This window comes from Halalkalibacter sp. APA_J-10(15), assembly GCF_023017105.1.
Classification (GTDB): Bacteria; Bacillota; Bacilli; order Bacillales; family Bacillaceae_D; genus Halalkalibacter.
Genome location: NZ_JALKEV010000022.1, coordinates 50,714 through 64,815 on the forward strand (window position 1 = coordinate 50,714; position 14,102 = coordinate 64,815).

Genomic DNA, 14,102 nt, shown 5'->3' on the forward strand with positions numbered 1-14,102 from the left:
GTACGTCATCTTCTGAACACCCTTAATATTAATGAAAAAGAAGATTAATTAATATTATCAAAATAAACTACTATTTGAACAAGTGAAAAGAATGTCTCGTAAAATCCCCCTCATCAGGCACACCTTTCGATGATTTCAATGTCTTTGATTCTGTAAAACCTCTAAGTTATACCATATTCAACTTCTCCTGCTGAAAATTCTTTCTACATGATCAAAGAACCAGGGGGTCATATGGAGTCACCCTGGTTCTTCTTATACTTCCTATCTTACTTCCATGCATCTAGTAACAAGTTAACGTGATAGGAAAGGTCTGCTTTTGATTCCTCTGTTATGTTCCTTTCATTTGCCTTCCGTTCAAGATGAAACAAATAATTCTCTAAAAATTTCACTGCCTGTTCTGTTGAACCTCTCTCATAATGATGTTTGACTTGTTTCAACGAATTTGTTAATTGCGCTACTAGTGGGCCAGATACTTCGCCTGCATCTATCTTTTCATTCGTCACATGCTCCAAAGCGTCAGCAGACATAACGACAGCAACATGAGCGGTTACCTCACCATGTTCCGTAGTGCCGTTCACTGTAAAAGATCCTATCGTAGAATATGCTTCCTCTGGCACCGTATCCCAATCTACAGTGATGCTGTCTATCGTATTTGTCTCAAGATTTAATACGTCCATTGTTTCAGCAAGAGCCGGTGATGTATAAAGGTCTGTTACAAGATATTCATTCGTCTTAGGGATATAATCACTAAACGCTGCATGGAAAATCCGTGTTGAGTCGTTCGCTTGGTACCAATCATTCCCTATGTGTGTAAACATAGATTGCCAAATTGCCGGCTCCCAAACTAATACAGTAGATACAGAATTATTAATCGTATCATTTGCCGCACGCATAACATCAATCAAAAAGTCTGCTTGCCCTTGAATCGTATTAGGATACCCAGAATCAGACGGACCTCCAGACGCTCTATGAGAAGTTTCCGATACCGCTAGCTCATATTCAGGAAACTCCGTAGCAAATGCATGCAAATTCCTACTTAAATTCTCCATCGGTCCATGCCACTCCGGGTAATAAGAAATCGACATGATATCAAAGCCATTATGGTAATCTTCTTTAAGCCTTGTCGTCAGTTGGCGCCAAAATTCTTGTGTTTTCGCTAGACTGGTTGAACCGACAATGACGTGAATTTTCGTTTTTGATTCAGGCGAAGCATCTTGAGATGCACGCAATCCTGCATCGATGATTCTCGTGAAGCGATCCCATGCTGCATCATACGCTTCCTGTTCCTCTGGGTCCTCTGATCCCCAGTACTCCCATAACAACTCACCGCCTGGCTGTGCTGTATAGGAGGGGTCCTCTCTTGCATATCTCGGTTCATTTCCAGTAGGATTCTTTTCATTCCCCCATAGTGTTCCATCAATAATTTCATTCCCTACTTGAATATAATAAGGGGTCACTCCAGCAGCAACATGATCTGCTGTAACTTCATACGTAAAGTCATACACTGCTTCCACAAGTTCATCAAAACTTAAGTCCTTCCAAGACTTTGGTTTGATCTGTTTGCTTGGGTCTGCCCAGCTATCAGAATAATGGAAATCAACTCCAACCATCATCCCTAGATCATTCGCATATATAGACTTATTTAATGTATCTTCTGGATTCATACTACCGTCAACATGAGTAACAGGGTTTCCTGTATTCTCACTACGTGGCTCATTCCAAACCCTAAATCGTGCAGATGTCATCCCTGTCTCTTGCATTGTACCAATCATGCGTCCGTCTGAGGACGGCACGTCTGTGTTGTCATGTGTCGTATATGTCCTGTCTGAAAACGCTGTATCCCAAGATAAGTCAGCACCTATAGTAAGGTTTTCTTTAAGAAAGTAGTTATTTGCCCGAATTTCAGCAATTCCTGCCACTGCACCGTCCGAAACGTCCAATAACGTTGCTTTCAGATATCTTACATCTGGAATATCTTGTATAAGAACGTCCTCTCCCCCGCTTACAGCTTCATTCGATCGATCAGATATTGTAAACCACTCTTCCCCATCACTCGATGCTTCTAGCTTATAGTTATATTCGCCGCTAAGCGTCGGGAAAACAACCTCAACCTTTTTCATTCCGGGATAAGTCCCACCAAGGTCTACCACAAGCCAACTATCCTCTGAAACAGAATCAGCATCCCAGTAGGTTGAATAATTTTGGTCAACAGCTAAACTAGCATCCCCTGTCCCAGCATCAGCTGTTACCCAGCTTTTCGTTGTTAAATTCGTGTAGGCCGGAGAAATATCTGCATGTCCATAATACGCCGCTGTTGGCATGCTAAAAAAAGATGCTCCTACTAGTAATACAGCCATTAATAGAACGGTCACTTTCATTGCAAATGAATGATTTTTCATATACACATTCCCTCCTGTTTTTTAATGGATAAATTAAGACGGATCGCATCACTACCAAGTCTAAATCTCGGCCAACAATAATAACTCTATGAATCTACCTCCTTTACTTCTATATTAGGGTACATGTTGACCCTTTTTTAGAGTGACCCTGTTAAATGATGTGGAACTTTGCTTTGAATTCCTACGTTCACCTTCAATCATCACATGTTCCAACATTGCCACTTAATAGAGTTCTCTCACAAGTAAAGATATATTAAAGCTAGAGAAGGCCTCTAACATTAATATCAATCATTTTAATACCGCAATTATTGTAGGTTGGGAGATTTGTATACTGAAGTAGATCGTGTTGATGAGTATATATAGCTTAGAAGAATAGATATAAAGATAAATTTAGCAACAGCCCATGATGAACTGCTCCATACTTACTCGAAGAAACTTGTTTTCATTTTATATAATTTTTTCACTAGGATGTACAACTATGTTCTACACAAAATATAAATATCTGAAACTTCCAACCAGTAAAAAAGACCTATATCTAGGACTATCCATCTATTCCAACAATAAAAATTGAAACATTCCAAAAAGCCGTCCCCCATAATAAAAGAGCCGGCTTTCTATCCTATATTTGGTTATAGAACTCTACCAACTTACTGAAGCTTCTTAATCAGAGAGCACTGTATTGCACTCTGGCAAAAAAACTTAAAACATTATTAGAGAAACACACTATTCAAAATGTAAACGTTACCATATATTCACAAAAATATTAGTATATGAAACCAAACGGGGGAATATGGTACAACACGACATCATCATGAAAATACTATGTAAGAGTAATATATTTTTTCATAGCTGTTATTCATTTCGCATTTCTTCCTTTTTTCAGGGCGAATATATCTCGATACTTTTTTGGTGTGATGCCCTCTTTCCTTTTGAAGGTTGCTACAAAGTAACTAACATCATTAAACCCTGTAAGAATAGCAACGTTTTTTAAAGGAAGCTTCGGGCTTTCCAGTAGTATTTCTTTTGCCTTTCTGATTCTAAGCTGAATTAAAAAGGTATATGGACTAACTTTGAACGTATTTTGGAACAGCCGGTTTAAATATTGCGAGCTAACATTTAGATGCGATGCCATATCGTCTAACGTAATGTCCTCTCCATAGGAGATTTCAAGCCAATCCACAATATGACGCACTTTGTCATATAAATGTGATAAAGATGGCTGGTTATTCATTTTCCCATATTTCCTTAATTTCATTATAAAGTTATATAAATGACCAGATAAATCAAGCTTTGAAAACTCTGTATCTGATTCAATTTTCAATAGCATTTCTTTGATGATCTCTTCTGATTGTATATCTCCTAAATTCGTATACAACGTAGAAGAATCCATGTTTAACGATTCTAAAATCGATTCTGCTGATTGCCCGCCAAACGTTACATAGATGGTAGACCACACTTTACTCGTTGCTAAATAAGTATGTGGAGTAAAAGGCTTTAGTAAGATTCCCCTTCCTTTTGTTAAGATGTATTCCTGATCATCAAAGGAAAACCTCCCTTCCCCATCAATCGTTTGGAGCCAATGATAGTATGGATATCCACCCGGTCTGCGAAAGTTCAATTCTTGCGTATTATACCCTACACTTTCAACGAATAAAGGGAGTGACTCTTCCATTGTAATGTATTCATATCTGACTTTTTTGTTGTACATCCTCTACCCACCTTTTATGAGTCCACTGAAAACAGACAAATCAACTTTTTTAGTACCTTTGATTTGACTAGTAATGGATTCATTCATGATACACCTAATAATTGCGCTTTCATTTAAGTTTTCACTTTATTTATACTACGAGAAATATAATAGCCACATAAAATTAACGCTAATACTTCCAACATATATAAATCTACGCTACTATGGAGTTGTTCATAGAATAGACTTGGTAGACTAACGATTAAAAATGGAAATATACCAAGAATAATTAATTTGGGGAAATTCACTCTCCACCGTCCTTCTGCTTTAACTTCTTTCATTAAGTGCTTATTCCCAAGTAGAATTCCAAATACGATCAGTACAGTTATTGGCGTTACAATGGATAAGATATGTAAAAGTGGTGTTGTGGGGAAAAACGGGGTATTTCCCCATCTCTGTGATTGTTCTAATAACCATACTGAAATAAGTAAAAGTACTATCCACAAAAATAACCCTTTTAAATAAGTCAATCTACATCCCCCTCGCAAAAAAACTAATGCCGACCTGCCTCATTTGCTTCGTTAGTACAATTAATTCAATATAAAAAACGATAATCCTTCATGGACCATCGCTTCCACTAATTTAATGAGATTACCTAAAGCAGCTACCATTCTTGTGCTAGAGCTACTCGTTAGGCTTCAATATAATCTCCATTCTTCTACTCTTTGTCGTCATCCCTATAGACCGATAAAATTCAACGGCAGATGTATTTTCCTCAGATACTCCCAATTCAACACTATCAACTCGAAGGCTTCTTCCAAATTCAAAAGCATATTTAATTAATTTCTTTCCGATACCCTTATTTCTATGCGTTTCATCAACACAGAAGCTGTTGATAACCAATACTTTCCTTGCTTTCACAAAAGAATTCTCAGCTGTTTCTTCTTCCTTCATCACTATCACACCGACTATACGATTCCCTACGGTAGCTACAAAAATATGCTGTTTGTCATTTATCAACTGGCTTTCGAAAAACTCTTGAGCTACTGGAGTTGAATTCACTTTGTATAAATCTGGTCTAACAAAAACATGAAATTCATGAACCTGCCTAAATAAAGGCAACAATGACTCGTAATCGCTTTGCTTGGCTTTTCGAATGAATATATCCATATTTTTTACCTTTCAATAATCTCATATTGATGTTCTGTCTGTTCTCACTTTTGATTGAACTAACCTACTGTACTCCAACAAAAGCCACCTAAACAACAGCTCTTGTTCTGAAATATTGCACTCATTATGTTAACTTTCTAAACTTTTGCATAAATACAAGTATCGGTTAATTTACGACCATCTGCCGATAAATCCTCATTCTTTAATATACCTTCAAGTTCAAACCCTAACTTTTCAGGAATTGCACGACTTTTTAGATTAGTGGATTCACATCTTATTTCGATCCTTTTAAATTTAATTTGATTCAGACCTAATTCCGTCAAACCTCTCACAGCCTCTAACATATATCCGTTACCGCCATATTTAGTATTAATCCAATAACCAATCTGACATTTCGGAATATCCCAATTTACCCCTTCAAAACTAGTAACCCCTATAAAACCATTAGATTCTTTGTGAAAAATGAGGTAACGAAAACTTTCTCTTCTTAAACTATTTATCTTTGCTTCTCTAAGGTTCACTTCTGTTTCTTCAAGAGTTGGAATGGTTTGGGCAAATGGCAACCAAGGCTGTAATTCATTGATAGAATCTCTTATTGCTAGATTGACAATGCTACTATCTACTGATTGTCTAGGAGCTCGTAGTAGTAGTCTTTCCGTTTTAAATTGTAATGGTATATCTAATAATAAAGGATTCACTCTCATTTCCCCTTGTTATCTTTATTTGCATTTCCATCTCTCCTCAGCACAGTCATATTGCCTTGATCATACAGCATATTCGTTCTTGTGTAATAAATTTATTTGTTATACAAAACACGAGGCGTCAGACCTTAACTTGACTATTAAATTGCTCCCTTTCCCTTTATTTGCATAAATAAGTCAGGCTTATCAAGTGGAGCAAAACCAAATTTCGCATAAAATGAATGTCCATCATCAGTACTTAACATAATTCTGCGAATATTTAATTCTTCATAATGAGTGTTGATATCAAGCAACCAATTACCTAATCCTTTCTTCCTATACGGAGTTAAAATAAACACATCTTGCAAAAAAGCATGGGTAACCAAATCAGAAATGACCCGTGCAAACCCTATTTGTCTCTTCTTTCTATCAACACGGTCTATATAATACAAGCCGAAACAAAGAGTAGAATGGTTTATTGATTTAATCACATCTTCTTTAGAAATTCCTTTTGACCAGTAGGATTCATTGCTCAAAAAGTTATAAATAACATCTAATTCTAAATCAGCTTTATCAATCGTAATAAGATAATCTCCATTTTCCCAACTTTTCTTAACCATAAGTCTCACCTCAAAGCATTTTGAATTTTACAATCCTGTCCCTTTAGCATATAACGCCAACTCCATTTATTTCGGACAAGCTCTCCGTTGTTGAACAAGAAAAAAGTTGCAACAGCTGTCATAGGTTACCTAAAATCATTAGGTTACCTCTATTTCGCATTTTTCCAAGATAACTTCTTCATTTGAGTTTTTTATAACAATATCAAAATTCTTATGATAAGCATGCATAAATAAGTTATATTGAATTCTACACTGCTCATGGGATTGTTTTATATAGTTAAAATTAGCTCCTCTTTCCGAAACATCACGAACTCCTCTACGTATTAACTCCGTTTCTCCTTCAGTATATAGATAAACTGTTAAATCAAACAAATTTGGATCTAAAAACGCTACACTCATGCCCTCAACAATATTAATTTTATTTAGTGAAGAAATTAACGTACTCTTCAAGTAATGCGTACCTATCGTATAAAAATCTACGGAATCCCTAATCATCATTATATCTCTTTCCAAAGCCAACAAATTATGAGCCGCAGGGTGACAAGCTGTCATTTTATAAGAATAATTTTCATTGTGATATTCATAATCTATCGCCGTGTACTTCCTTACATCTGTAATAATATATGGGTCAGTATTAATATAATTCACATCATTTTCCAAAAATCCCCTAAGGTTATTTGCAAAAGTTGTCTTACCTGAAGCACCATGTCCTGATATACCAATGATCATTTTTGCATCTCTCTTATTTATTAAATTGGCTAACTTATGTAATAGTTTTTTCAAAATTACCCTCCCACACTTCACTCCCCTACTTCATTAGTTTAACACTAATTTCCTTTTATTAACATAAGAAAAGGCATCCCCAGTTGAGGGAATGCCCGTTTCAGCAAACTTAGAAAAAACAATAAAAGACGGCCATTGATCGGTTCTAGTTTTAGGATAACAATTCAGTTAATTGTTTCGGACTTTCAAATAAATAATTTGGATTAAGGGACACAACCTCTCGCTTTTAATAAGTAAGTAATCAGTATTATAGGTTGAAATAGCAAAGATGCTGATTTTATTTTTGGCTAATGTATTCGCCAATGCAGATAATATTCCAGTTAGGCTAAAGTCTAAAATCCCCTCTACTTTTATACATTTCCAATCATGTTCAATATCTTTAAATACTTCGTTCTTAGATATACATTTAGATGGACATACAATAGATAATTCCTCATTAGTTCTAGTAATAGAAAACATATCGGATTCTAATGCCCACAAGGGTATTGTTTCAGTTGGAGGAAATTTCACGACGGAAAAAGTTGAATCTAAAATGTTTAATTTCATATTTTGAGAACTCCTTTTAAAATTTATTTTATCTTACTATACTATCCCAGCTTTTTTTACCCAACTGCCTTTAAATGAAAAGGCAACTGTTCTTATTGAACAATCGCTCGCCTTTTCTTTAATGAAGTTACGCACATAGTACTCTCACATTACAATGGACAGTAGTGATCAATAATCTCCATAAGTCGTTCTGAATTCTCCGATGAGACACTTTCAGATAACCTTGCTCCAGCAATGATTGGAGCCCATTGAAAAACTTCTGACCTTAAAATTCCACTTTTTTCACAATATAGTCGTAAGTACATATCTGCTAATTCAGGTGAAAATTGCGAGTATAATAGATAGGTCCGATATATATCAGCACAAATATCCCCTGCACTCGAATCAACCCAATCTATAACGACCACTTGATTTTCTGTCTTAATCAAATTAAATAAATGAAAGTCACCATGGCAGAGCCTATTCTCATATGTCATTGACTCCAATTTCTTTATCAAAGAATTCTTTTTCTTTTTATCTAACTCATTCACACTCTCAATTTGGCGGAATAATTTATCAGACATTGGTTCGATTCCATCTGGAATAATACTATGAATTTCAAGTTGCATATGAACTGAAATATTCAAGTAATATTCTGTTTGTTCCTCATCTTTGAACATTAAATCTCCTAATGTTTCTCCCTTTATATATTCCATTATGATGGCTTGAACTCCATTTATCTTGGTTACATCTAATACCTTAGGTACAGGAAGTCCACATGAATACGCATATTGTTGTTTATTTGCTTCATTTATAGATTCCGTATTCGGTAAAAAGTCGTTAAAAACTTTTACTATTTTGTTGTCAGAAAGATAAATTTTTGCAGTATTTCCGATCGCTATTGGGTCACCTAAAATCACTGGGTTTCCTCCCTACGTTTTTAATTATCCTGCCTAATGTACACTTGTTTCATTTCCACTAACCAGTTACTTCATTTGGGCAAACTATTCTTAATACATTACGATCATTTATATGAGGTATCACGGTTAAGCTAATTTATTTGCTTTGTATTCCTTTTTTAGCTTTTTGATAGTCGTTATTATAAACGGTTCTTTGGGTAAGCTGGTCTATCGAACTGATATTTCGAGGCAAATTTTTTTAATGAGGCCTAGTATAAGGCTACTCGAGGGTAACTTAAGGTAATCACGAAATAACCATTTTTTCAAGCCACTCATTGCTTTAAATTCACAGATGTGAAGATGACAGGTGCCCGGTCCCCACACGTCGCGCCAAACGGTTCAAGCAGTGCTGGACTAGCCCAGCACTGCTCGATGCGAGACCTAATGCAACTCAGCTATTTAAACTGAATATGCTGCATCAAGTTCGATTGTATGACGTGAATCTCGTAAAAATGAATTCACTCACCCTCATTAAAAATATATCTACTCAAAAAGCGATTACGAAACATCCCATTCGGGTCGTACTTATTCAGCAATAACTGAAATGAAGACATCTTTTCGAAAAGAGACTGTATTTTTTCAGGTGAGGTCGTAAACAATTTTCCCCAATGTGGTTTCGCTTGAAAAGGTTCGAGCTTAGCTTCGATGAGTGGTAGCACTTGCTGAACATCCGCCCACTTATCTTGCCACGTGAAGTGAATCGCAACCGAATCCTGCTTATAAGATGGGCTCATCCAAAGCTCGTCTTTGGCAATGGTCCGTACTTCTGATATGAGTAAATGTGGTGCGATGGATTCACGGATTTCACTAAGTGCACATAGAGCTTCATAGGCATGTTCACGAGCAAAGATATATTCACTTTGCAGCTCTTGGCCCTTACTTGGAGTGAAATTCATTCGGAAGTGTGGCACGCGATCCAGCCAATCCCCTTCCACACCTAGCTGTGCTGTACAGTTCTCCGCTCCGACCCCAGGTACAGGATGGAGATTGTCTGTGGCTGCTTTGGCTCCATTAAAATCCTTACCGAACGGAAAAGGTTGACCATCCGTCACCTTGCTTTTCAGCCACACTTGATTAATCGTTTCGTCCTGCCAATCCATGAATAGACTAACACTATAAGCACTGGAAAAAATCGTATCAATATCGTGAGCTAGTTGTGCTAATGGGAGATTTTCGTATACATCCTGCCTCATTTGATAACTCGGCACAATATCTAGTGTTAATTTGGTGACAACACCTAATCCACCTAACCCCACAACTGAACCATAGAAATCCTCTCCTGACGTTCCCCTCGAAAACGTGACAAGGCTTCCATTAGCGGTTACGACTTCCATTGCAGAAACAGCTGCAGCTAAATTTTGATTATGATTCCCTGAACCATGTGTAGCTGTTGCACAAGCGCCTGCAACCGAAATGTGGGGAAGGGAAGCAAGGTTTTGTAATGCATAGCCATGTTGATGAAGCTCCTGACAAAGGTTCCCATACTTGATTCCAGCCTCCACCGTTACGGTTTTTTTCTCCTTATCAATGTTTAAGACCTTGTTCATCTTATGCAAGGGTACGAGATTCTCATCTGAATCTGCGATACGATTGAACGAGTGACGCGTTCCGACTACACGTAGCTTTGTTACCTTTGAAACTATTTGCTGAATATCTTCAATCGTTTCAGGTTCATGCCAGTTATTTGTACTGTATTGTAGATTACCTGCCCAGTTCTTTTGCATATAGACGTTCCTCTCTTTTCTTATCTGATTAGAAAAAATTTAAAAAGAATAATAGACTCCTCTAAGATAGCACGAATAGAGGTGAAAAAGAACAATCCTCTTGCTTTTTTTGTTTCGCTAAACGAAGGAAGTAGGAGAACCATCCCTATGATTTTTTAGTTTGGTTGCACGTCGTAACCTATCTGCTACCCAAACGGCTCCTCTCTCTTGACTCTTCGACAATCATTGTAGAGAAAAAACGTTTATACTAGGTGCTTTTTTAATGGGAACGGGCAGAGATTAAATGGCATATGAGCTTGACCAATAAAACCGAGATATCTTTAAAAGTAGTAGTAATGATAGTTTATAATGGTTCTATTGGAAAGGAGCTAGAAGACAATCGTCAGCAAAAAGATACTAGATCGACAAAGGTAGATATGTCATAGTGGACCTGTTTAATTATGGTTAATAAACACGTATGATGGTGTTTATCCTTTATACGAATCGTAGACTTCCCGTATGACTGCGTTTTTACGTAGCCTGGATAGAAAGAAATAGCCATCATCTGTCATGCGATCAAAACGTTCATAGTCTAGATAGCCACGGGTAAACACATACATGCATTCCTTGTCGTCTACCATGATTTCTAGTTGACCACGATTATGATCTTTTGCGTTTGTTAGGATAGCTTTTTCAGGATAGGAAATTCCTTTTTTCATGAATACTAGGCGCAAATGCAGCTTTACACCTGCTTTTGTTTTCCGAAACTCTGCCCATTTATGATTGGTCAAATTAAGAGGCAATGTGCTGGAATCAATGATTTTTAACGGCATGACGAGTTTGGTGTAGTGTGTTTTGGCATGAATTTGTGAGACTAAATCCAGGAAAAGCCTTTGGAATAAATCTGGATTCATGCCATTTAATCGCCGTGATAGCTGAGAAATACTGATCGAATCAAGGTTGGTTCCTTTTTGAAGCTGGTCATCGAAAAGACAATCACTTAGCGCATGAAGACTTTCTACTTCTTCGAGCTGTGCGTAAAGTAATAATTTTAAAAATGATTCTGTCGTAAGTTTTTTCGTGTAGTAATCTAATTTCAATGTTTTCACTTGATCATCAAATAATTGAAGATTTATTGGTGAAAACCATTGTCCAAATGACGTTTTTCGTGTAATCTTATCCATGAGATTGGTCCTTTTTATTGGATTTGGACGGGATTACCACCTGACTTATCCATTATAAAGGACTTTTTTTGTGCATAAAATAAAATTATTGAACATTTGAGTATTTCTAATAGTTAAATTAGATTAATGCAACACTAGTGATTTTGTATGAAAATTAACTTTTGTAACTTTTTCTATTGTGTCTGCTTAATAATAAATCATATAATAAATCAAATGCTTCATTTTCTTTATCGTATTCTTCAATAATAAAGTGTCCCCCACGTTCTCTTGTTTTAAATACTTTCCACTTTCCCTGATCAAGGACACACCCTATTACAAGTGGTTCATCTGTTATACGATCAAGAACTAAAATATACTCACCCATGTCTAGTTTTTCATTTTTTATTTTCTTTAAAAACTCTTCTTTCTTCATCCCATGTATGCCTCCCTAATATTTTGGTATTATTCAATCATCTCTAACGCTTCAGCGTTAATCGGAGTAACAATTTGCTCTGCTCCACCTTTCATTAATAGCTCACCATTTGTACCATTTGTCCATGGTGCAGCCTTCCCTTCTAAACCGTACGTTGCATCAATATTTCCAATTGTTTTATTAATATTTGATTGAAAATCAATATAATCGGCTCTTATCTCTTTAAATTCATTTAAGGATAATTCATTCTTACCATTACGAATCACGATTCTATTTAACTCTTCAAGATTTCCATTTTTGATTGCGTCAATAGAATCAAAATACGTGTTATTATTAAAAGTACCTACATGTCTAGCTGACGGATTTTCTAGATATGGTATGGAGCGTTGATCGTAAGTATAAACAATTCCATTCTCAGGTAAAACCGTAAAGTTCTCTCCACCTTTCCCCCCTACTCTGTCCCATCTTTCTGGTAGTAAGTTATTTCTGTTTATAGGTTGAATTGAACCCTCAACAAAGCCCATTTTATCGGGCAAATCTATTAACATTCTACCGTTAGGACTAAACGCCTCTGGTCTTAAAAAACTCATATTAGAAACTACTGTAACATCGCCTTTTTTATTTAATGATGCATAAGCTTCGTGAATTCTTTTAAACTTTTGTTCCTTTGTTATATCACTTCGTCTTCCTACATCATTTATATAATTGTAGTACTCCCCTACATTATTAAACTGAGGAAATTCAGAGCCTTACCAGAGCACTGTTATGTAAAAACTGCTAACTAGATTTTACTATACTGCCCATCTTAGTCATAAGTGGGGAGTATTTGACGCTTACGTTTATTCGGCACTGGGTAGCCCACACAAAAAAAGAAACCTTGAAAGGTAGTTAGCCAATCAAAGTTTAATTATTTTAAGTAGTCTCATTTAATAATTGTTTTTCTCTATCCAAAAAGGAATTAAATAATTTAACTAATCTAGCTCTATTTTCTTCTGGAGAATATAGAGATGGATTATAACCATCTTTAGGTGTTAGATAGTTAATAAAGTGCTCCATATCTACTGGATAATCCATATCAGCATATACTTTAGCAACTTTATTAAGTAACTCCTCATAGTTATCTAAATATTTTTTTTGTAAGTCAACTAAAATTACTAATCTCCATTTTCTTTTCTCTAATTGCCAAGTATCAGAATCCGTAGATAAATCACTATTACTTGACTCTTTTACTATGTTAATAAGTATTTCCCAATAATTAGTTTCATCTCCCCAAGCGAGCTGTATTATGTTGTGGTTTTCAGAGTTTGGATATTTAGATAGATAATCTATTGCATAATTCATAATATCACTCTCACTAATTAAACCAAGATTTAATCCCACGTAAAGTGTATACCACCCACAACTTATATTCATTTCCTTGAAAGTATCTTTAGAAAAACTCATTAGTATCACCTTTATTTTTTTGTAATTTGATTTGGAAATCCAGTAATTTGTCCATTTGGAATAAATCTTCTGTGTGTAACACCATTATTGGGGTCAACTATCCACTCAAATATCCCATTTTGGTCTTTTACAGTTGTTATTCTCTCTGTAATTCGCAAGTCTTTATTATATACATCTTTATAATCGTAATACTTTATCCCGCCTTCAATTTGAGATAAATTCCTTTGCACTCCGTCTCCACCAGTAATTTTAAATTCTTTAGCATATGGAGTGTAATTATCTATAATATCATTAAATCCGTGCTGACCATCTGGTTCCTTTAATGCACTACCTGTACGTGTATTATCAAGTACTGGATGTGATATATCTTTACCCTTATCACCATTAACTCGAACCCCATCATTATTTGAACCCTGCCCCCCCGAATTCACTCTCGGTCCCGTATTCAACTGGTTTGTTGTACTTCTCAGCGTTGTGCCTGCTAAACTACCACCTGCAACAATTCCGGCTACTCCAATACTATTTAACCAATGTTCC

13 protein-coding genes and 2 pseudogenes are annotated in these 14,102 nt (G+C 36.0%); all 15 read right to left on the bottom strand.

The features are described 5' to 3' along the window. Positions 1-266 precede the first annotated feature (266 nt). Positions 267-2,399, bottom strand: a complete 2,133-nt coding sequence (locus MW695_RS20355) for a glycosyl hydrolase 53 family protein (protein WP_247107322.1) — start codon at positions 2,397-2,399, stop codon at positions 267-269. A gap of 856 nt (positions 2,400-3,255) precedes the next feature. Next, positions 3,256-4,107 carry an AraC family transcriptional regulator gene (locus tag MW695_RS20360; protein WP_247107323.1) on the bottom strand — a complete coding sequence of 284 codons (852 nt, stop codon included), beginning with the start codon at positions 4,105-4,107 and terminating at the stop codon, positions 3,256-3,258. Positions 4,108-4,220: 113 nt separating this feature from the next. Further along, positions 4,221-4,616: a hypothetical protein gene (locus MW695_RS20365; protein WP_247107324.1), complete on the bottom strand. Its 396-nt coding sequence runs from the start codon at positions 4,614-4,616 to the stop codon at positions 4,221-4,223. A 154-nt stretch (positions 4,617-4,770) separates the two neighbouring features. After that, the gene (locus MW695_RS20370) at positions 4,771-5,256 is read right to left on the bottom strand and encodes a GNAT family N-acetyltransferase (RefSeq protein WP_247107325.1); all 486 of its coding nucleotides are present in this window, start codon (positions 5,254-5,256) and stop codon (positions 4,771-4,773) included. Positions 5,257-5,393: 137 nt separating this feature from the next. Next, positions 5,394-5,954: a GNAT family N-acetyltransferase gene (locus tag MW695_RS20375; protein ID WP_247107326.1), complete on the bottom strand. Its 561-nt coding sequence runs from the start codon at positions 5,952-5,954 to the stop codon at positions 5,394-5,396. Between the two features lie 143 nt (positions 5,955-6,097). After that, on the bottom strand, positions 6,098-6,556 hold the full coding sequence (locus MW695_RS20380) for a GNAT family N-acetyltransferase (RefSeq protein ID WP_247107327.1): 459 nt from the start codon (positions 6,554-6,556) through the stop codon (positions 6,098-6,100). 138 nt (positions 6,557-6,694) lie between these two features. After that, complete coding sequence (locus MW695_RS20385; RefSeq protein WP_247107328.1) at positions 6,695-7,339, bottom strand: uridine kinase family protein; 645 nt, start codon at positions 7,337-7,339, stop codon at positions 6,695-6,697. Between the two features lie 168 nt (positions 7,340-7,507). Next, a complete protein-coding gene (locus MW695_RS20390; RefSeq protein ID WP_247107329.1) occupies positions 7,508-7,885 on the bottom strand; it encodes an ACT domain-containing protein in 378 nt (125 codons plus the stop codon). Positions 7,886-8,034: 149 nt separating this feature from the next. After that, the gene (locus tag MW695_RS20395; RefSeq protein WP_247107330.1) at positions 8,035-8,784 is read right to left on the bottom strand and encodes an aminoglycoside phosphotransferase family protein; all 750 of its coding nucleotides are present in this window, start codon (positions 8,782-8,784) and stop codon (positions 8,035-8,037) included. A gap of 497 nt (positions 8,785-9,281) precedes the next feature. Further along, the gene (locus MW695_RS20400) at positions 9,282-10,547 is read right to left on the bottom strand and encodes an FAD-binding protein (protein ID WP_247107331.1); all 1,266 of its coding nucleotides are present in this window, start codon (positions 10,545-10,547) and stop codon (positions 9,282-9,284) included. 482 nt (positions 10,548-11,029) lie between these two features. Further along, positions 11,030-11,710, bottom strand: a pseudogene (locus tag MW695_RS20405) (IS4 family transposase); the annotation flags it as partial. 154 nt (positions 11,711-11,864) lie between these two features. Continuing rightward, on the bottom strand, positions 11,865-12,122 hold the full coding sequence (locus tag MW695_RS20410) for a hypothetical protein (RefSeq protein WP_247107332.1): 258 nt from the start codon (positions 12,120-12,122) through the stop codon (positions 11,865-11,867). 29 nt (positions 12,123-12,151) lie between these two features. Further along, entirely contained in the window at positions 12,152-12,712 is a 561-nt protein-coding gene (locus MW695_RS20415) for a hypothetical protein (RefSeq protein ID WP_247107333.1), read from the bottom strand. A gap of 322 nt (positions 12,713-13,034) precedes the next feature. After that, a complete protein-coding gene (locus MW695_RS20420; protein WP_247107334.1) occupies positions 13,035-13,565 on the bottom strand; it encodes a DUF2247 family protein in 531 nt (176 codons plus the stop codon). A gap of 11 nt (positions 13,566-13,576) precedes the next feature. Next, positions 13,577-14,102, bottom strand: a pseudogene (locus MW695_RS20425) (hypothetical protein); the annotation flags it as partial.